Origin of the sequence: Sphingomonas sp. Ant H11, assembly GCF_000797515.1 — a bacterium.
Classification (GTDB): Bacteria; Pseudomonadota; Alphaproteobacteria; order Sphingomonadales; family Sphingomonadaceae; genus Sphingomonas.
Genome location: NZ_JSBN01000009.1, coordinates 19,440 through 38,935, shown reverse-complemented (window position 1 = coordinate 38,935; position 19,496 = coordinate 19,440). Strand labels below are relative to the sequence as shown.

At 65.8% G+C, this 19,496-nt stretch carries 17 protein-coding genes and 5 pseudogenes; 12 read left to right on the top strand and 10 right to left on the bottom strand.

Annotation, left to right across the window (positions count from 1 at the left end):
• From NW75_RS02780 to NW75_RS02770, 4 genes and pseudogenes are all read left to right on the top strand, one after another.
• Positions 1 to 231: pseudogene (locus tag NW75_RS02780) on the top strand (AAA family ATPase); the annotation flags it as partial.
• On the top strand, positions 228 to 1,115 hold the full coding sequence (locus tag NW75_RS25745; RefSeq protein WP_156142951.1) for a hypothetical protein: 888 nt from the start codon (positions 228 to 230) through the stop codon (positions 1,113 to 1,115). The pseudogene NW75_RS02780 and the gene NW75_RS25745, both read left to right, overlap by 4 nt.
• The gene (locus NW75_RS24220) at positions 1,076 to 1,849 is read left to right on the top strand and encodes an ATP-binding cassette domain-containing protein (RefSeq protein WP_231564905.1); all 774 of its coding nucleotides are present in this window, start codon (positions 1,076 to 1,078) and stop codon (positions 1,847 to 1,849) included. The genes NW75_RS25745 and NW75_RS24220 overlap by 40 nt, the downstream gene beginning before the upstream one ends.
• Before the next feature lie 79 nt (positions 1,850 to 1,928).
• A pseudogene (locus NW75_RS02770) lies at positions 1,929 to 2,791 on the top strand (formylglycine-generating enzyme family protein).
• 22 nt (positions 2,792 to 2,813) lie between these two features.
• On the opposite strand, the gene NW75_RS02765 reads toward NW75_RS02770, so the two are convergent.
• Positions 2,814 to 3,206, bottom strand: a complete 393-nt coding sequence (locus NW75_RS02765; RefSeq protein ID WP_231564904.1) for a TetR/AcrR family transcriptional regulator — start codon at positions 3,204 to 3,206, stop codon at positions 2,814 to 2,816.
• 353 nt (positions 3,207 to 3,559) lie between these two features.
• Between NW75_RS02765 and NW75_RS02760 the strand changes: the two genes are divergently transcribed.
• From NW75_RS02760 to NW75_RS27190, 3 genes are read left to right on the top strand one after another with little or no spacing between them, the layout of a single operon-like run.
• Positions 3,560 to 4,642 (top strand): MBL fold metallo-hydrolase, encoded by a 1,083-nt coding sequence (locus tag NW75_RS02760; RefSeq protein ID WP_033963606.1) that lies wholly within the window; start codon positions 3,560 to 3,562, stop codon positions 4,640 to 4,642.
• Positions 4,639 to 5,742, top strand: a complete 1,104-nt coding sequence (locus tag NW75_RS27195) for a sulfatase-like hydrolase/transferase (RefSeq protein ID WP_269430261.1) — start codon at positions 4,639 to 4,641, stop codon at positions 5,740 to 5,742. The genes NW75_RS02760 and NW75_RS27195 overlap by 4 nt, the downstream gene beginning before the upstream one ends.
• Entirely contained in the window at positions 5,739 to 6,422 is a 684-nt protein-coding gene (locus NW75_RS27190; RefSeq protein ID WP_269430260.1) for a sulfatase/phosphatase domain-containing protein, read from the top strand. The genes NW75_RS27195 and NW75_RS27190 overlap by 4 nt, the downstream gene beginning before the upstream one ends.
• Here the strand turns inward: NW75_RS27190 and NW75_RS02750 are convergent.
• From NW75_RS02750 to hisN, 8 genes and pseudogenes are all read right to left on the bottom strand, one after another.
• Positions 6,419 to 8,005 carry a peptide chain release factor 3 gene (locus tag NW75_RS02750; RefSeq protein ID WP_033963605.1) on the bottom strand — a complete coding sequence of 529 codons (1,587 nt, stop codon included), beginning with the start codon at positions 8,003 to 8,005 and terminating at the stop codon, positions 6,419 to 6,421. The genes NW75_RS27190 and NW75_RS02750 overlap by 4 nt on opposite strands.
• Positions 8,006 to 8,022: 17 nt before the next feature.
• Entirely contained in the window at positions 8,023 to 8,901 is an 879-nt protein-coding gene (locus NW75_RS02745; protein ID WP_033963602.1) for an aldose 1-epimerase family protein, read from the bottom strand.
• A gap of 151 nt (positions 8,902 to 9,052) precedes the next feature.
• Positions 9,053 to 11,415 (bottom strand): annotated as a pseudogene (gene pheT / locus NW75_RS02740) (phenylalanine--tRNA ligase subunit beta).
• Positions 11,412 to 12,488 (bottom strand): phenylalanine--tRNA ligase subunit alpha, encoded by a 1,077-nt coding sequence (gene pheS, locus NW75_RS02735; protein WP_033963625.1) that lies wholly within the window; start codon positions 12,486 to 12,488, stop codon positions 11,412 to 11,414. The pseudogene pheT and the gene pheS overlap by 4 nt, the downstream one beginning before the upstream one ends.
• A complete protein-coding gene (locus tag NW75_RS02730) occupies positions 12,485 to 12,949 on the bottom strand; it encodes a GNAT family N-acetyltransferase (RefSeq protein WP_033963599.1) in 465 nt (154 codons plus the stop codon). Before NW75_RS02730 ends, pheS begins: the two co-directional genes overlap by 4 nt.
• 81 nt (positions 12,950 to 13,030) lie before the next feature.
• Entirely contained in the window at positions 13,031 to 13,396 is a 366-nt protein-coding gene (rplT, locus tag NW75_RS02725; protein WP_010406000.1) for a 50S ribosomal protein L20, read from the bottom strand.
• An 18-nt stretch (positions 13,397 to 13,414) separates the two neighbouring features.
• Positions 13,415 to 13,618: a 50S ribosomal protein L35 gene (rpmI, locus tag NW75_RS02720; protein WP_010406001.1), complete on the bottom strand. Its 204-nt coding sequence runs from the start codon at positions 13,616 to 13,618 to the stop codon at positions 13,415 to 13,417.
• A gap of 119 nt (positions 13,619 to 13,737) precedes the next feature.
• On the bottom strand, positions 13,738 to 14,520 hold the full coding sequence (hisN, locus tag NW75_RS02715) for a histidinol-phosphatase (RefSeq protein WP_033963624.1): 783 nt from the start codon (positions 14,518 to 14,520) through the stop codon (positions 13,738 to 13,740).
• Positions 14,521 to 14,693: 173 nt separating this feature from the next.
• Between hisN and NW75_RS02710 the strand changes: the two genes are divergently transcribed.
• Complete coding sequence (locus NW75_RS02710) at positions 14,694 to 15,746, top strand: GGDEF domain-containing protein (RefSeq protein ID WP_033963597.1); 1,053 nt, start codon at positions 14,694 to 14,696, stop codon at positions 15,744 to 15,746.
• Between the two features lie 369 nt (positions 15,747 to 16,115).
• A pseudogene (locus NW75_RS02705) lies at positions 16,116 to 17,581 on the top strand (S41 family peptidase).
• 3 nt (positions 17,582 to 17,584) lie between these two features.
• Here NW75_RS02705 and NW75_RS02700 read toward each other — a convergent pair.
• Positions 17,585 to 18,001 (bottom strand): YciE/YciF ferroxidase family protein, encoded by a 417-nt coding sequence (locus tag NW75_RS02700; protein ID WP_231564902.1) that lies wholly within the window; start codon positions 17,999 to 18,001, stop codon positions 17,585 to 17,587.
• Positions 18,002 to 18,334: 333 nt separating this feature from the next.
• Here NW75_RS02700 and NW75_RS27185 point away from each other — a divergent pair, with 333 nt between their 5' ends.
• The 3 genes and pseudogenes from NW75_RS27185 to ung all read left to right on the top strand — a co-directional run bounded on the left by NW75_RS27185 (position 18,335) and on the right by ung (position 19,487).
• Positions 18,335 to 18,463, top strand: coding sequence for a hypothetical protein (locus tag NW75_RS27185; RefSeq protein ID WP_260591484.1), 129 nt, complete (start codon positions 18,335 to 18,337; stop codon positions 18,461 to 18,463).
• A 2-nt stretch (positions 18,464 to 18,465) separates the two neighbouring features.
• On the top strand, positions 18,466 to 18,774 hold the full coding sequence (locus tag NW75_RS02695; protein WP_033963595.1) for an alkylphosphonate utilization protein: 309 nt from the start codon (positions 18,466 to 18,468) through the stop codon (positions 18,772 to 18,774).
• 81 nt (positions 18,775 to 18,855) lie between these two features.
• Positions 18,856 to 19,487: pseudogene (gene ung / locus NW75_RS02690) on the top strand (uracil-DNA glycosylase).
• Positions 19,488 to 19,496 lie beyond the last annotated feature (9 nt).

The window sequence follows — 19,496 nt, the reverse complement described above, 5'->3', positions numbered from 1 at the left end:
CTTGTCGGGCGGGCGCGAGCGCCGTCGCATCGGGGTGCGCGCGCGCTGCTGAAGGACGCGCCGCTCCTGCTGCTGGACGAGCCGACCGCCCATCTTGACCACGCCGCCGAGGCCGCGCTGATCGCCGTCATTGCCCGTGCCTGTGTCGGGCGTACTGTTATTATCGCGACGCACAGCGCCGCGCTGGCCGCACTTGCTGATCGCATCGTCGATCTCGGGGGTGTTGCGTGAACGGCACGTTGAAAGATTTGCTGGCCGACCGTCCACGCACCGAACGACAAGCGGTTCGCCGCGCCGTTCTGTGTGCTGCCTTGGTGGCGGTCGCCTCGGTCGCGCTGCTCGCCTTATCGGGGTGGTTCCTCACGGCGGCGGCGCTCGCGGCGGGGGCCGGGACGGCGCTGGCGTTTAATTACATGCTGCCCAGTGCCGCGATCCGGCTGTTTGCGATCGTGCGGACCGGTGCGCGCTATGGCGAAAGGCTCGCCAGCCATGATGCGGCCCTGTCGGCGATTGCGCGGGTGCGCCCGGCGCTGTTCGCCGCGCTCGCGGCGACACCGGTGGCGCGCGCGCTGAGCCTGTCGACCGGGGAAGCCTCCACCCGTTTGGTGCAGGATGCGAGTGCGATCGAAACGGCGCTGGTGCTGCGATCGGGTACAGTCGGCGGGGCCGTGGCGATCCTGTCGGGCGGAGCCTTGATCGCGCTCGCCGGCCCGCTTCCGGTCGTCGCCGTCGCGCTGGTCGCGGTCCTGCTGTACGCGGCGATCTGGACGGTGTCGCGCGAGCTCGAGGCCAGCGGAAGTGCGCTGTTGCGCGAGGCGGAACGGCTAAGGCCCAGACCGCCGCTCTGGTCGAGGGCGCGGCCGAGCTGCGCTGTTATGCGCTGGAAGATTGGGCCGTGGCGCGCATCGTCGACGGCGGCACCGCACTCGCCGCCGCCCAACGGCGCGACAGCGATGTGCGTGCGTGGATCGAGGTGGCGTCGCCGGTTGCGATCGGGGGTGGGGCGGCGTTGGCGCTGGTCTTGGCGGCACCCCAAGGGGCGGCGATCGCTGCCTTGGCCGCGCTGGCGGCGGCGATGGCGCTTGACGGCCTGGCACCCGCGATCCGGCAAGTGACGCAAGCGCGCGCCGCGCACGCCGCTTATGCTCGGCTCGGCGCGTTGCTCGAGGACGCCCCCCGGACCACCGTACCAACGGTCGCGCTGAAACCAGACCTGATCCTTCGCGGTACGCCGATTGCGCCGCCAGCGCGGATTGCGCTGCGGGGGGTGTCAGGTAGCGGCAAGTCCAGCCTGGTCGAACGGTTGGTCGGGCTGCGTACCCCGATCGCGGGCGAAGTGGCGCTGGGCGGGGTCGATATCGCTTTGCTGCCCGCGACCACGTTGCGAGCGTCGTTCGCGTGGCTGCCGCAGGATGCGGCACTGCTGGCGGGGACGGTGCGCGACACGCTGTTGCTGGCGCAGGCCGATGCGCCGGATGCGGCGTTGTGGGAAGCGCTGGAGGATGCCGCCTTTGCGGAGCGGGTGCGCGCCATGCCGCAGGGGCTGGATAGCTGGATCGGCGACAATGGGGCGAGTCTGTCCGGCGGTGAACGGCGGCGGTTGGCGCTTGCGCGGGCGTATCTCAAGCCCGCGCCGTGGCTGCTGCTGGACGAGCCGACCGAGGGCCTCGACTCCGTCACCGCACGGATCGTTCTCGAACGGTTGGACGATCGGTTACGGCGGCGCGGGCAGGGGCTGCTGATCGTGAGCCATGCGCCGCTGACACCGGCGCTGGCGCTGGATGGTGAAATTATGCCCGCTTCGCGGACCGCGGCTTCAGACCATAGGGGCGTGCTGTTCGTCGGCTGAAATCTCGCTAGGGTGTCGGTTGGAGGGGATCGATGACCCGATGAGATTGCGGTGGTTGGCGATTGTTGGGCTGTTGGCGATGAGCGCCTGCTCGCGGGCTCCAGCGGGCGCGCCCGTTCAACACGCGTGTGCCACGTTCGCGCCCGGAGCGATGCGCTGGATTCCGGCGGGGCGCTTCGTCCAGGGGGAAGATCCGCATTATCCTGAAGAAGGACCGCCACGCACCGTCACCGTGCCCGGCTTCTGGATCGACACGCATGAGCTGACCAACGCCGAATTCGCCACCTTCGTGAGGGCGACCGGCTATCGCACGATGGCGGAACGGAGACCGCCGGTTCTGCCGGGCGCGCCGCCCGAGATGCGGGTCCCGGGGTCGGCGGTGTTCGCGGTCCCGTCCGGCGACGATCCGCGCTGGTGGCGGTGGGTGGTGGGGGCGACGTGGCAACATCCGGCGGGCCCGAACGAATCGATTGTCGGCAAGGGTACGACTCCCGTCGTCCAGATCGCCTATGAAGATGCCGAGGCCTATGCGCGCTGGGCGGGCAAGGCCCTGCCGACCGAAGCGCAATGGGAATATGCCGCGCGGGGTGGCCAGCCTGCTTTGCCCGAACCGATCGACGCGCACGGCACGCCGACCGCCAATTACTATCAAGGCGTGTTCCCGGCCCGCGATCTTGGCATCGATGGCTATCGCGGTCGCGCGCGGTCGGATGCTTCCCTGCCAACGGCTATGGCCTGTACGACATGATCGGCAATGTGTGGGAATGGACCAGCGGGGTTGCCGACGGCGACCGGCGTGTGATCAAGGGCGGGTCGTATCTATGTGCCGCCAATTATTGCGCGCGCTACCGCCCGGCGGCACGGCAATTTCAGGAATTGGGGCTCGGCACCGATCATATCGGTGTGCGGCTGGTCGACAATCGCCGCGCGCCGCCGGGTTGATCGACGCGGACCGCAGGCCTGCTCAATCGTCGATATGGGCGAGGATCGCTTCGATGAGCCGCACCACCACGGCGCGGGCCTCGGCAATGGTCAATTCCTGGTCGTGCCGCAACAAGCGCCATGTCTGAAAGCTGAGCGGCACATTCAGCGCATCGACGAGCGTGGTGTCGGCAAGGACGTGCGGCGGCAGCACCGCTTCGAGCGAGCTGCGCTCCAGCCGCAGCATGCGGCGATAATCCTGCATCAGGAATTCCGACTGGAAGCGTTTGATATTGGCCGAGATACGGAAGGGCAGGATTGCCTCGAAGACGAGCGCGCGACGTTGAGTGATTTCCAGCAGCCGGTCGCGCCAGCTCGCCCCCGTCAAGGGTTTGAGCGCCATCGGCAAGACCTGTGCTTCGATGACCTGGGACATTTCGCTGTAGAGCGTGTCCATATCGGCAAGTGCCGGAACACAGACCGCAAGCCGACACCGGCGGTTTCGGCGACGCGCGCAGCGCTCGGGGCGATATCGCCTTTGCCGACGAGATGGAGCATCGCGGCGACGATCTTGGCGCGGCTGTTTTCACTGCGCGCACGGCGCCCGTCGGCTGCTGAGTTGTCTTTTGGTCCAGAGACCGGCGTCATACTGCGCTTCATATCCACGTGGTGCGCTTATCCCTCCGATCCACCTCGGTCTATTGTCCTCCCAATGTGGCATTGAATGTGTCATAATTTTGTCGCAGGCTCAACCGCAACGACATACGCCCAAGGGAGGAGGGTGGCCGAATGCGCAAATACGGGAAGTGGACGTTGGCCGTTGCCCTGATTGGCCTTGTCGGGATGACGCTGGTCAGCCTCTTCCAGCGGCAAATCGCGACCGCCATGCTGGCGTGGATTGTCGATGCGCGGGTGGGGCGAGACGGTACCGAGACATTGCCGGATGGACTGCATGTCGCGTTGTGCGGAACGGGTTCGCCTTTGCCCGATCCGACCCGGGCGGGGCCGTGTTCGGTGGTGATCGCGGGGAAGCACCTTTTCGTGGTCGATATCGGGGAAGGCGGCGCACGCACGATCGTTGGGATGGGTTTGCCGATCGGGCGAATTGAGGGGCTGTTCCTGACGCATTTCCATTCGGATCATATCGACGGACTCGGTCCGTTGATGTTGCAAAGCTGGATCGCGAGCTCCGCCACGTCTCCGCTACCGGTGCACGGTCCGGTCGGAGTGGAGGCGGTAGTGGCGGGATTCGATGCGGCCTATGCGACCGACTCACGGTATCGCACCGCGCATCATGGTGCCGGCGTCGCACCCCCGAGCGGCGCAGGTGCGGTGGCGATTCCGTTCGCCATGCCCAAGCCCGATGCGCCCGAGGTCGTGTTCGCACATGATGGGCTGCGGGTTACCGCCTTCTGCGTCGATCATGGCCCGGTTCGCCCAGCGGTCGGCTATCGCTTCGACTATAAAGGCCGTTCGGTTGTATTCAGCGGGGATACGGGGCCAAGCGCATCGCTGGTTGCGGCGGCCAAGGGAGCGGACCTGCTGGTCCATGAGGCCTTGCAGCCGCGGCTGGTCGGCTTGTTGACCGCTGCGCTTGAGCGGAACCATCGCTACAATCTGGCGCAAGTCACGCGCGATATTCGCAACTATCACACGACACCCGAGCAGGCTGCGGATGCTGCGAAAGCCGCCGGAGTAAAGCGGCTGGTGCTCAACCATATTGTACCGCCATTGCCTTTGCGCTTCGCCTATCCAGCGTTTCTGGGCGACTCCGCGCGACATTTTGCGGGGCCGATCACGGTGGGCGAGGACGGGATGCTGTTCAGCTTGTCCGCTGGCACGACCACCATCGCGCAAAGCCGGCTCGAGTGAGGCGGGCGGCGCGACGGGGGCTGGCGACGGCGCTGGCCTTGCTGGCGCTTCCCGCCGTGGGTGCTCCGCCCGCGCCCCGCCCCAATATCGTCCTGCTGGTGGCGGACGATTGGGGCTATACGGACATTGGCAGCTTCGGCAGCGAGATTCGCACCCCCAATATTGATGCGCTCGCCGCGCACGGCGTCCGCTTCGCCAATTTCCACGTCGCCGGATCGTGCGCTCCCACCCGCGCTATGTTGCAGACCGGCGTCAGCAGCCACCGCGCCGGGCTCGGCAACATGCCCGAAACCATTCCGCCCGAGCATATCGGCAAACCGGGTTATAACACCGTGCTCAACCACCATGTGGTGACGTTGGCGGAGGTGCTGCACCAGGCGGGCTATCGCACCTATCTCACCGGCAAATGGCATTTGGGCAAGGCGAGCGACGGGCTGCCGACCGCGCGTGGTTATGACCATGCCTTTTCGCTGGCGGATGCCGGGGCGGACAATTTCGAGCAGAAGCCGATCGCCGGGCTCTATGACAAGGCCGACTGGACCGAGGACGGTAGACCCGCCACCTTGCCGACGCCGTTTTATTCCTCGACCTTCATCGTCGATACGATGCTGCGCTACATCGATGCCGGGCGGGGATCGGGCAAGCCGTTCTTCGCCTCGGTCAATTTCCTGGCCAACCACATTCCGGTGCAAGCGCCCGACGCGTACATCGCGCGCTATGCCCATGCCTATGATGGCGGTTGGCGCGCTTTGCGCGCGGCGCGGCAGGCGCGGGCAATCGCCATGGGGCTGGTTCCACCGGAAACGCGCGCGGCGGTGATGCGCTCGACCGCCGACTGGAACCGGCTGTCGCCCGATCAACGCCATGCGGCGGCCCGGGCGATGGCGGCTTATGGCGGGATGGCGGAGGCGGCCGATCATGAGATCGGGCGTTTGATCGATCATCTGAAGGCGACGGGTGCGTATGACAATACGATCTTCGTGTTCCTGTCCGACAATGGCCCGGAACCGACCGACCCGCGCGGGCGGCTGCTCAACCGGCTGGTGCTCGGGCTGCTGCGCGATTTCGCGCCCGACCATCAGGCGAGCGCGGCACGTTGACCGCGATTGGGCCGAGTTGGGCAAGTGCCGCCGCCGCGCCGCTTGCGGGCTACAAGTTTTCGGCCGGAGAAGGTGGCTTGCGCGTGCCGCTGATCGTGAGCTGGCCCGGTAATCCTGCGATGCGCAGCGGCACGATCGTTGGCGGCTTCACGCATGTTACCGATATTGCGCCCACCTTGCTTGCGCTGGCCGGGGTGCCCGCGCAGACCGGGCACTTTGCCGGGCGGGCGGTGGAGCCGATGGTTGGGTTCAGCCTGGCTGATATGCTGCTGGGCCGACGCACCAATGTGCATGGCGATACGCCGCTTGGCTATGAGCTATCGGGCAATGCGGCGTTGTTCCGCGGCGACTATAAGCTCGTCAGGAACCTGCCGCCGCTCGGCGACGGTCGCTGGCAGCTGTTCGACATCACGCATGATCCCGGCGAGACACACGATCTGTCGACCGAGCAACCCGATCGTTTCATCGGCATGCGCCGCGATTACGACGCCTTTGCCCGGCGCGATCAGGTGCTGCCAATGCCCGCCGGTTACACCGCCGACCAGCAGATCAGCGACAATGCCCTTCGGTATTGGTTGCCCAGGCTCCTCCCGGCGGTGCTGGGGGTCGCGGCGGCGGCGTTCGCAGTCGGCGTCGTACTTTGGCGTCGACGTCGTCGTGCCGCGATCAAAGCGCGCTAGCGCTCGCGCGTCGCGGCGAAGGTGACCTTGGGATAGCGGTCCGCGACATAGCCGACGTCCCAGGCCGTCTTCGCAAGGTACACGGGATTGCCGTCGCGATCCTTCGCCATGGAGGTGCGATTCAAGTCCATGAACGCCTTGAGGTCGGCCGGATCGGCTGCGGACACCCAACGCGCGGTATCATAAGGGGCCATTTCGAGCCCGGCATCGACCTTATATTCGGCCTCGAGCCGCGAGAGCAGCACTTCGAGCTGGAGCTGCCCGACCACGCCGATGATCCAGTTCGAGCCGATTTCGGGGTAGAAGACCTGCGTCACGCCTTCCTCGGCCATGTCGTCGAGCGCCTTGCGGAGCTGCTTGGTCTTGGTCGGATCCTTCAGCGCAACGCGGCGCAGGATTTCCGGCGCGAAATTGGGGAGCCCCGTGAAGCGCACGTCGGCGCGTTCGGACAGCGTGTCGCCCACCCGCAAGGTGCCGTGGTTGGGGATGCCGATGATGTCGCCCGGAAACGCCTCATCGGCCAGTTCGCGTTCGCGCGCGAAGAACAGGATCGGCGAATGGATCGCGATCGGCTTGCCGTGGCCGGTCGGCGTCAGCTTCATGCCGCGCTTGAAGGTGCCCGAACACAGCCGCATGAAGGCGATGCGGTCGCGGTGGTTGGGGTCCATATTGGCCTGGACCTTGAACACGAACCCGGTGACATCGGCGCGCTCAGGCAGCACTTGGGCGGGCTCTGCGGGTTGCGGGCGTGGGCCGGGCGCATGGCGACCGAGCGCGTCGATCAGCTCGGCGACGCCAAAGTCCTTCAATGCCGAGCCGAAATAGACCGGGGTCTGGTCGCCCGCGCGATACGCCTCGACATCGAAGGCACCATAGCCGCCAAGCGCGAGCTCGGCCTCGTCGCGCAGCGTCGCGAGGCCGTTTGCGCTCAGCACGCCTTCCAGCGCGGGATCGTCTAGCCCGGTGAAACGCCTCGCCTTGCCCATGAATTCGCGGCTCGGCCCCTCGGGCTGGCTCAGCGCATTGGCGTGGAAATCGTAAATGCCTTCGAAATCGCTGCCCATGCCGACCGGCCAGCTCATCGGCGTGACGTCAAGCTGGAGCATCTCGGCCACTTCGTCGAGCAATTCGAACGGCGGGCGTCCCTCGCGATCGACCTTGTTGACGAAGGTGATGATCGGCACCGAGCGCAAGCGGCAGACCTCGAACAATTTGCGCGTCTGCGCCTCGATACCGCGCGCCGCGTCGATCACCATCACGGCGGAATCGACGGCGGTCAGCGTGCGATAGGTATCTTCCGAGAAATCCTCGTGGCCCGGCGTGTCGAGCAAGTTGAAGGTAAGGCCACCCATGCCTTCGATCTCGCGCTCGAAGGTCATCACCGAGGAGGTGACCGAAATGCCGCGCTGCTGCTCAATCTTCATCCAGTCCGAGCGCGCACGCCGGTTTTGCCCGCGCGCCTTGACCTCGCCCGCCAAATGGATCGCACCGCCGAACAGCAACAGCTTTTCGGTCAGCGTGGTCTTGCCCGCGTCGGGGTGGGAAATGATCGCGAAAGTGCGGCGGTCGGAAGTGTGATTCATCGCCGCGCTGTAGCGCTTCAGGCCTCCAACGTCACCTGCATCGCGCAGCGCCATGTCGCAGCCGGTGCGATGGTGACGATGCCGGGTTTCTCACGGATGTCGCCGGTGAAGCCCTCGGGGTCGGCGATGCCGTGCCATGGCTCGATACAGACGAAGGCGGCACCAGGTTTGGTCCAGATGCCGAGCATCGGCGTGTCGGGGAAATCAACGCGGAGCTGTGGGCCGGTCGAGGCACCATAACGGACGCTTTGCGAATGGACCGGATCCCAGATCAGCGCGTCCTGGGTGAACAGCGCGTCGTCGAGGGCGAGGGTTCGCCCTTGCAGCGGGGAGGGGCGGCGGCCGGTGGAAATCGCGCTGCCGACGAGTTCGCGCAAAGGGTCGGGCTCATCCTTGGCGAAGACGATGCGGTGGTCGGCGCGGGGCAGGCCGTAAGGCAGCGGCCAGGCGAAGGCGGGGTGGAAGCCGAAGCTGGCGGGCAGCGTGCCTTCGCTGCGATTCTCGATCGCCACCGCGATGGCGAGCGTCGCGTCGGTGATCGTGTAGGTCACGCGCAGCGCGAAGGTGAAAGGATAGGCCGTGCGGGTCTCGGCGCTGTCTTGAAGCAGAAAGACCGCGTGCGTCGCGCTTTGCTCCACCAGCGTGAACAGGCTGCGGCGGGCGAAGCCGTGCTGCTTCATCGGATAGGCCGCGCCGTTAACGCGCAGCACGTCGCCGTTGAGCCGCCCGACGACCGGGAAGAGCAAGGGCGCGTGGCCGGTCCAGAAAGCGGGGTCGGCATCGGTCATCAGTTCGCGGCCGTCGGCATCGCGCAGGTGGGTGAGTTCCGCACCGAACGGGTTGATCGCGGCGGAGAGCTGCGCGGTGGCGATGGTGATCAGGTTGGGTTGGGGCATAGCGTCGATCCTCCAATAAAAACCACGACCACCCCGGCGAAGGCCGGGGCCCAGGCGCGGGCCGGGCATGGCGAGTGCCGTGCCCTATTACCTCGACCCGCCCTGCTGGGCCCCGGCCTTCGCCGGGGTGGATGCGGGGTGACGCTCGGCCTTACCCCCGCAAACTTGCCCCAAGCTTCGCCGCCGCCGCCACGACCTTGTCCGCCACCGCCTTCAGGTCCGCCTCGGTGAAGCTCTTTTCGCCCGGCTGGAGCGTGACTTCGATCGCGATGCTCTTATGCCCCGGCTCGACGCCCGTGCCGGTGAACACGTCGAACACGCGCGCAGCCACGATCGCCGCTTTGTCCGCGCCGCGCGCCGCGCGCACCAGTGCGTCGCCCGACACGCTGTCGGGCACGAGGAAGGCGAAGTCGCGCCGCACCGCCTGCAACGCCGGTGGCGCATAGGCCGCGCGCGCGAAGCTCGACGCGCGCTTGGGCGGAATCGCATCGAGATACAGCTCGACCGCCGCGACCGGGCCATCGACGTCGAAGGCGCGCGTGGTCAGCGGGTGGACGATGCCGAACGCCGCTAGCACGGTCTTTGGCCCCAGCCGCAGCGTGCCCGATTGGCCGGGGTGCCAGGCATCGCCCGCGTCGCCCATGACTTGCAGATTGTCGACCGGTGCCCCAGCCGCCGCCAGCAGCGCCAGCGCCTCGGCTTGGCGTCAAAGGCGGTGAACAGCGTCGCCTTGCCGTTCTGCCAGCCGCGTGGACGCGCTTCGCCGGCCAACACCACGCCCAGCGTCGAGCGTTCGCCGTCGCTGAGATAGCGCCGCCCAAGCTCGAACAGGCGGACACCGCCAGCACCACGCTTCAAATTGCGTTCCGCCGCCGACAGCAAGCCGGGGAGAAGCGACGGGCGCATCACCTTCAACTCCTCGCTGATCGGATTGGCGAGCGTCCAGGTGCCGCCGCCGATCGCCTCGGCCTGGGTTTCCGACAGGAAGCTCCAGGTGATCGTCTCGTTGAGACCGCGCGCGGCGGCGGCGCGGCGGACGCGGCTTTCGAGTCTTTGCGCAGGCGTCGCGGTCGGCTTGGCGACACCCGCCGCGCGCGGCAGCGGGGTTGCGGGTACCGAATCGATGCCGACGATGCGGATCACTTCCTCGACCAGATCGGCCGGGCCATCGACATCGCGGCGCGCGGGCGGGGGCAGGACGGTCCAGTCGGCCTCGACCGTGAAGCCGAGCGCGGTCAGGATCTCGCGCTGGCGATCGGGCGCAACTGCCAGACCGCCGAGCGTTTCCGCGCGGGCGGGATCATAAGCGATGCGCTTGCGCGTGGTCGGCGGGGTGCCGGCATGGGTCGGCAGGCTTGCCGTGCCGCCACACAGATCGAGCACCAGCCGCGTCGCGATGGCGAGACCCTGTTCGAGGAACGCCGGATCGACGCCGCGTTCGAAGCGCGAACGCGCGTCCGAGGTGAGCATCAGCGCCTGGCCGGTGCGGGCAATGCCGTCGGGATCGAAATAGGCGCATTCGATCACGACATCGGTCGTCTCGGGCGTCACGCCCGAATCCTCGCCGCCCATGATGCCGCCAATGTCATGAACGTGCGCGTCATCGGCGATGACGGTCATCGTCTCGGTGAGCGTGTACGTCTTGCCGTTGAGCGCGAGCACTTGCTCGCCCGCCGCCGCCTTGCGCGCGACGAGGCCGCCCGACAGCTTGACGCGATCATAGACGTGCAAGGGGCGGCCGAGATCGAACATCACGTAATTGGTGATGTCGACCAGCGTGGAAATCGACCGTTGGCCGATCGCGGTGAGGCGGCGGCGCATCCATTCGGGCGCGGTGCCGTTGACGAGGCCGGTGACGCTTTGCGCGTAGAAAGCGGGGCAGCCCTCGGCATCGTCGGTGCGGACATCGGGGCCAGCGCCTGTGCCTTCGACGGGCGCATAAGCGAGCGGCCTGGCGGTGCCGAGCCCGGCGGCGACCAGATCGAGCGCGATGCCGCGCACGCCCATGCAATCGGGGCGATTGGGGAGGACGTTGATCTCGATCACCGGATCATTCAGCCCGGCATAATCGGGATAAGCCATGCCGATCGGCGCATCGGCGGGAAGCTCGATGATGCCGTCATGGTCCTCGCCCAGTTCCAGCTCGCGCGTGGAACACATCATGCCGTTCGATTCGACCCCGCGGATGGCGGCGACTTTGAGCACCATGCCGTTCGAGGGCACCGTTGCGCCGGGGGAGCCGAACACGCCGACCAACCCTGCGCGGGCATTGGGCGCGCCGCACACGACCTGGAGCGGGCCGTCCCCGGCATCGACCGACAGGACTTGGAGCTTGTCGGCCTGCGGGTGCGGGGCGGCGCTGAGCACCTTCGCCACGCGGAACGCGGCGAGCTTGGCACCGGGGTTTTCGACGCCTTCGACTTCAAGGCCGATGCGCGTGAGCGTCTCGACGATCGTCTCCAGCGAGGCGTCGGTGTCGATATGCTGCTTCAGCCAATCGAGGGTGACCTTCATGCGCCGACTCCCTGGCTCAGCGTGGGCACGTCGAGTGCCGAGAAACCGTAATGCTTCAACCAGCGCGCATCGCCTTCGAAGAAGGGCCGCAAATCATCCATGCCGTATTTGAGCATGGCGAGGCGATCGACGCCGACGCCGAAGGCGAAGCCCTGCCATTGGTTCGGATCGAGCCCGCACGCGGCGATCACCTTGGGGTGGACCATGCCGCTGCCGAGCAGCTCCATCCAGCCCTCCGACCCGCCGAGCACACGGCGGCCCTTTTCCATCGTCCAGCCGACATCGACTTCGGCCGAAGGCTCGGTGAAGGGAAAATAGCTCGGGCGCAGACGCAGCACGATGTCGTCACGCTCGAAAAAGGCCTTGAGGAAGGTCTCCAGCGTCCATTTGAGATGGCCGAGCGTGATGCCCTTGTCGATCACCAGCCCCTCGATCTGGTGGAACATCGGCGTGTGCGTCGCGTCCCAGTCCGAGCGATAGACGCGGCCCGGCGCGATGATGCGGATCGGCGGCTCCTGCCCCATCATCGTGCGGATCTGGACGGGCGAGGTGTGGGTGCGCAGAACCTTGGCCTCTTCGCCTTCGCCCGCCTTCAGGTAGAAGGTGTCGTGCATCGCGCGCGCGGGATGGCTCTCGGGCATGTTGAGCGCGGTGAAATTGTGCCACTGATCCTCGATCTCGGGGCCGGTGGCGACCGCGAAGCCGAGATCGGCGAATATCTCCGCCATTTCGTCGAGCACCTGGCTGACCGGGTGGACCGACCCCTGCGGTGCGGCCTCTGCCGGGAGCGTCATGTCGAGCGTCTCGCGCGCGAGCCTTGCATCGAGTTCGGCACGGTCGAGGGCGGCCTTGCGCTCGGCGATGGCGGTGGTCACCGCCTCGCGCACGCCCTGGATGCGCGGGCCCTGCACCAGCCGCTCGTCGGGCGACATGCCGCCCAGCGTCTTGAGCAAGGCGGTGATGCTGCCCTGCTTGCCGAGCGCCTGGACGCGGACCGCCTCCAGCGTATCGAGCGTGGCAGCGGCCACGACAGCATCGACGATATCGGCCTTCAGCTTCTCTATGTCGCTCACGCCGTCCACTCCACTACCCATTGATCCACCGTGCCGTCTTCCGGGTGATCGAATTGCCCGATGCACACAAAGCCATTCCGTCGCAGCACGCTTGGTGACGCTCCACTGTCGGGCAAGGTCTCGGCGGTCAAGCCGCGAGCACCGTGCGCACGCGCGATCCGCTTGAGCGCGGCAACTGCTGCGGTTGCATGGCCGCGGCCCTCGCGCTCTGGCGCGACGCCGTAGCCGATATCCCATCGCCCCTGCGCGTCACGCTTCTTGATGCTGACAATGCCGACCGCTTCGCGTTCCACAACCATCAACCAAGCGGATTCTCCACCAACTTCCGCAGCGACGCCGCGCAACAGATCGAGGATGTCTCGGGAGGCAATGCCGCCTTCCGGCAAATGCGGCGCATCATCGACCCCGGACTGGCCCAGCAGCCAGGCAAAATGCGCATCGGTCATCGGCAGGAGGTGCATTAGATAGGTCTTTCGTCAAAACGAAAAGGGCGCCGGTGTTGCCACCGACGCCCCAATCTTTCGTCTCGCAGCAGGTCGCCTTTAGGCGGCCTGGGGCAGAGCCGCCTTCGCCTGCGCGATGATGGCGCTAAACGCGGCACCTTCGTGCATCGCGATGTCGGCCAGGACCTTGCGGTCGAGCTGGACACCGGCGAGCTTCAGGCCGTGCATGAACACGCCGTAGGTCAGGCCTTCGGCGCGGACAGCAGCGTTGATGCGCTGGATCCACAGCGCGCGAAAGTTGCGCTTCTTAACCTTGCGGTCGCGATAGGCGTATTGGCCAGCCTTTTCGACGGCCTGGCGGGCGATACGGATCGTGTTCTTGCGACGGCCATAATAGCCCTTCGCCTGATTGAGGATCCGCTTGTGCTTAGCGTGGGTGGTTACACCCCGTTTGACGCGTGCCATTCTTTAATTCCTTTCCGCTCAGCCCAGACCGTAAGGCGCCCACGCCTTGACGGTTGCCGTATCGGCCTTCGACAGCACCTTGGTGCGACGGTTCTGGCGGATGTACTTGGCGTTGTGGCTCATCAGCCGGTGGCGCTTGCCAGCGACGCCGTGCTTCAGCAGGCCGCTCGCGGTGAGCTTGAAGCGCTTTTTAACGCCGCTCTTCGTCTTGAGTTTGGGCATTTTCGTCCTTTCAGTTGTGCGACGATCTATGAACGGCCACGGCAGCCCATACCGGCCGGGCAGTTCCTCTTACTCGCAGGAAGGCGGGCGCATAGCGGTGAGTCGCGCAAAACGCAAGATCAATGGCCGCGACAGGCGAGCAGTTCGAGAATTTCCTCGATCCGCGCCGGGTCGCCCGCAGCGATGACTTCACCGATCGAATCACCGGTGAGCGGATCGCCCGACCAATCACACATCCGCCCGCCCGCGCCCTCGACGATCGGGACGAGCGCTGCGAAATCATAAATCTTGAGCTGCGCTTCGACCACCACGTCGAGCCACCCGCTCGCCACGCAGCCGTAATTATAGCAATCGCCGCCGAGCACCGTGCTCATCACAGCAGCATCGAGATGCTCGAAGGCGTGGAGCTGGGTATCGTCGAACAAAGCGGGGGAGGTGGTCGCCAGCAGGGCCTTGGCAAGGTCGGGGCAGCGCCGCGCGACGGCTGCGGTGCCATTGAACAGGGTCGGGCGGCCCATCACGCCCAGCCAGCGTTCCTGCAGGATCGGCTGGTCGATCACGCCCATCATCGGCCAGCCGTCGATCATCAGCGCAATCAGCGTGCCGAAGATCGGGCGACCGGAGATGAAGGCGCGGGTGCCGTCGATCGGATCAAGCACCCAGGTCCGACCCGACGTGCCGTCCTTGGTGCCATATTCCTCCCCGATGATCGCGTCGGCGGGAAAGGCCCGTTCTATCAACGCGCGCATCGCCCCCTCGGCAGCCCGGTCGGCGAGTGTGACGGGCGAGGCATCCGATTTTGCCTCAAGCCCGTGGTCGGCCCGGTAATAAGGACGAATGGCAGATCCGGCGGCATCGGCGAGAGCCGCCGCAAGGGCAAGATCGGTGTCGGTAACGCGCATCTTGCTTGCGTAAACCGGCTCGCCGCGTTGCGCCAGCCCGCATGCCCCGGTTTCCCGCCCGAGTGCGCTCATCGCGCCTGCGGTCACCCAATGTTAGCAGTTTTGCGCTACTTCGTTCCTGCAGGCAGAGCGCGCTATCAAGCGACGCTTGGCGTAATGAGGCCAATGGAGCGATGGGGGCAGCAAGGGAAGCGAGGCTGATCGCCGTCGAAGAGCGGGCTGACGCCGTCTTTGACCGGATTCGCGCGTTCTTGACGCTTCACCGCTTGGGCCCCGACCCGGTCCATTACGCTTTCGCATATCACGTGATGACCAACCCGACGGGCGCGCTGGCCCGATCGGTGGCAACCCTGACCGAGGGCGGTATCCGACTTTCGACTCGGGACATCGAGGCCCTGGGTGGCGGCCTTGCGAGCCAGAACCCTACGCATTGGGGAGAAGCACTAACCCCCAGGGTCGATGACGACGTCGCGGCCAGGTTGGTGGCACAGACCCAGATGCACGTCGAAGGCTTTAGCGACATGATGCGGTCCATGCAGGAGGAGACGGCCGATTTCGGGCGCGATTTGGCTGCCAGCGCCAATGCGGTGCGCGGGGCCGCCACCGGTGCCGATGTCGTGCGACTGGCGACCGTAATGCTCGATCGCGTGCAATCGGCTGAGTCGCGCCTGGCCGTCGCGACGCGCGAAGCGGATCAGTTGCGCGCGAAGCTGGAGGAGGCACGGGGCGATGCGCGTCGCGATCCGCTGACCGGTTTGCCCAATCGTCGTGCCTTTGAGGAGGCGTTTTCCGAACAATCCCGTAATGGGCAGCGTTTGTGCCTGGCGGTATGCGATGTCGATCGCTTCAAACGCGTCAATGACCAGTTTGGCCACTCTGTGGGAGACCGGGTATTGCGCGCCATCGCGGCGGCATTGCGCGAGGCGTGCGCCAGCCACTTTGTCGCACGGTATGGCGGGGAGGAATTTGTCGTCCTGTTTCAAGGCGAAGATGCCGAGCAAGCCCGCGCTACCTTGGAGACTGCGCGGGTCGCCGTTGCGGCGAAGCGCTATCGCATCCGGGAAACCGACGCCCCCTTGGGCGCGGTGACGTTTTCGGGTGGGATCGCCGTAGCCGAACCGGGCGAGCCCCTCTGCTCGGTTTTCGGGCGTGCCGACCGGTTTTTGTATTTGGCCAAGGACAATGGCCGCAACCAACTTTGCAGCAACGGCATTTTTTGCCAATAGTTGGGAAGTTGTGCCAGTTTATTATTGCGGCGCAAGCGCCTTTCGCCACAATAGTTATTGTAAATCAATATCTTGAGAACTTGGCACGCTCCCTGCAAATCCTTTGTGCGTTGGCGGACGGGTGGTCCGGACCGCCAAGTAACAAAGGGAAAATCATCATGTCCGTTCGTTTTGAATCGCTGTCGCGCGTTGCCTTTTCTGCTCGTCGCCGCCGTCGCTTTCACCTTCGTTCTCGCATCCACGGCCGTGTCGCTCTCCCCCGATCGCATGATCGGCGGAGGCGGCATCTTTCGCTAAAATGTTTGATTGGAGCGCTTTACCGCACACACCGCTCGTGGCACGTTTCCGCGCAACGACAAAGAGGTGGGTATGATCCGTGCGCGCGTCCCAACGGTTCTCTTTAGCCTGATCGTGCTGCTGTCCGCCTGCGGCGAGGGGGGCAGCACGTCGAGCGGATCGACCCCAACGCCGACCGCGTCCACCCCGACCCCAACGCCAGCAAGCGGCGGAACTTGTTCCTTGCGGGATCGGCAGGATTGGGCGGCGGCGCAGTTGCGGGAATGGTATCTCTTTCCGGATACCTTGCCGAGCACGCTCGATCCCACGCCCTACACCACTGTAGGCGATTATATCGACGCGCTGACCGCGACCGCGCGCGCGCAGCGCAAGGACCGCTATTTCACCTATCTGACCTCGATCGCGTCGGAAAACGCTTATTATAATTCGGGTACCAGCGCGGGCTACGGCTTTCGCCTGACGCTTGACCCGACGGCGGGACGGCTGTTCGTCGCGGAGAGCTTTGAAGGCGCGCCGGCGCTTTCCGCCGGGCTGGACCGCGGCACCGAGATTCTCGCCATCGGCACCAGTGCGAATACCCTTCGCACGGTATCGGCGATCCTTGCGGCGGAGGGCAGCGCCGGGCTCAGCAACGCGCTGGGGCCGGACACCTCCGGCACGAGTCGCACGTTCCAGGTAACCGACACCGGCGCCACACGCACCGTCTCGATCAGCAAGGGCGACTATGCGCTGACGCCAGTGTCCAGCCGCTTTGGCGCGCAGATCCTCAACGACGGTGGGCGGCAAGTCGGCTACATCAATTTGCGCACCTTCATCTCGACCGCCGATCCGGCGTTGCGCAGCGCTTTCGCGTCGTTTCGCGCAGCGGGCGTGACCAATATCATCATCGATCTGCGCTACAATGGGGGCGGGCTGATCTCGATTGCCGAGTTGATGAGCAATTTGCTCGGTGCGAACCGCTCCACCTCGGAGGTGATTGATTACACCACCTTCCGGCCTGAGAAATCGGCGAACAACATAACGGCGATGTTCGCGCCGCAGCCTGAGTCGGTCGCGCGACCAAGGTTGCGTTTATCGGGACTTCCGGCACCGCGTCGGCGAGCGAATTGGTGATCGCCGCTCAAATCCCGTATCTGCACGCCAATGCCGCGCTGATCGGCACCAACACTTACGGCAAACCCGTCGGCCAGATCGCGCTCGACCGCACCCAATGCGACGATCGTCTGCGCGTCATTGCCTTCGCGCTGCAGAATGCCAATCACCAGGGGGCCTATTATAACGGCCTGGCGGGTACGGTGGAGGCGAGTTGCCAGGCCGATGACGACCTGACCCATCCCATGGGCAACCCGCAGGAACGATCGACGCGCGCGGCGCTCGACTATCTGGCGGGGCGGAGTTGTACGGCTGTTACGGCCACGGCCACGAGCGCGTTGCAAAGCGGGCAGGCCGCACGCGTCGCAACGCTGCGTCAACCGATGGAGCTGCTGTCGCCCGAACGCCCCGGCACCATTCAGCGTGAGGTGCCGGGGGCATTCTAGTGCTTATTGCGCCGAAACGGCATCCTCGGCGGTGAGGTTCACCCGGCTCGTTGCCAGGTCGGTCAATTTGTCGTCGGTCGCATATTCTTCGTTGAGCGTTTCCTGCAGGATCGCGGCAACATCGGTGCGACCGAGCTGATTGGCCCAGGCAATCAACGTGCCGTAGCGCGTGATTTCATAATGCTCGACCGCCTGTGCCGAGGCGATCAAGGCTGCATCGAGTACTGCTTTGTCGGCAATGTCGCCGGCAACTTCATTGGCTTCCTTGATGATGCCCTCGATCGCCGGGCACGTGGCCCCCTTTGGCTGCTCGCCGATCAGGTCGAACACTTGCTCCAGGCGGCGTACCTGGCCCTCGGTCTCGCGCAGATGCTGGTCGAAGCCCGCCTTCAGCGTACCGTTGGTCGCCTTCTCGGTCATCTTGGGGAGCGCCTTCAGGATTTGATGCTCGGCATAATAAAACGTCCTGCAACTGGTGCAGGAACAAGTCCTCGAAGGTCACAATGTCTTTGGTGAACAGTCCCATCGCATGTCTCCTAACGCATTTTTCGGGGGCGGTACGCCGGGCGCGAAGGGGGGCACGCCCGGCGTCTGCCATCAACGGCGCGCGCGCGCAGAGGTTGCTGGCTGGGTCCGGAAATCATGTTGACTTCGATCAAGTGACGCTCTTTTACGGCGCGCGAATTGATGCGGGTCGCGGCACGGTTTGGGATTAAGGTCGCGCGGGGCCTTCCGCCCCGGTCAGGAACCGCAATGGCCAAGAGCCAGAAGAAGTCGAACAAGGAAGTGCGCAAGCCCAAGGCCGAAAAGGCCCCCAAGGCGAACGCGTCCAACCCAACCTCCAAGGGCCAGCCGGTGGCGATGGTCAATATCAAGGGATGAGCATGACGAACGACGACGACACCTTCGTCTATGACGAAGCCACCGGCGAATGGGTCGCCGCCAGCGCCGCCAGCACGGCGACGGGCGGCGACGACGCGGTGGTGGTCCGCGATTCGGTCGGCAATGTGCTGGCCGATGGCGACCAGGTGACGCTGATCAAGGATTTGACCGTGAAGGGTGCCGGGCAGACGCTGAAGCGCGGCACGCTGATCAAATCGATCCGCCTGACCGGCGACGCGCAGGAAATTGACTGCCGCTATGACGGGATCAAGGGCCTCGTGCTGCGCGCCGAGTTCGTCAAGAAGCGCTGAGTCTCGCGAGTGGCCGAGCGCGCGATCAAGCTGCATCCGAGCTGGCGCGAGCCGCTGTCGGCGGAGTTCGAGCAGCCCTATATGCACGCGCTCAAAGGCTTTCTCTCGGCCGAACGCGCGGCGGGCACCCCGGTGTTTCCGCCCCCTGCCGCCTGGTTCCGCGCGCTCGATCTCACTCCGCGCGAGGACGTGCGCGTCGTCATCCTGGGGCAGGACCCCTATCACGGCGCGGGGCAGGCGCATGGCCTGTGCTTCTCGGTCCAGCCCGGCGTGCGCCTGCCTCCGAGCCTGCGCAATATCTATAAGGAGCTGGAGGCCGATCTCGGCATCCCGCCCGCGCGCCACGGCTTTCTGGAGGCATGGGCCAGCCAAGGCGTGCTGCTGCTCAACGCAGTGCTGACGGTGCGCGAGGGGGCGGCCGCCTCGCATCAGGGGCAGGGGTGGGAACGCTTCACCGACGCGTGATCCGGCTGGTGGCGGAGAGCGCGCAGCCGACGGTGTTCCTCTTATGGGGCGCCCATGCGCAGAAAAAAGCCGCGTTCGTGGCCGATGTGACGCAGGGCGGGCGGCATCTGGTGCTGAAGTCGGCGCATCCCTCCCCGCTGGCAGCGCATAACGGCTTTTTCGGCAGCCGCCCCTTCTCCAAGGCTAATGCGTTCCTTGCCGCGCATGGCCGCGCGCCGATCGATTGGGCGCTGCCAGAGACGGTGTGAAGCGCGCGG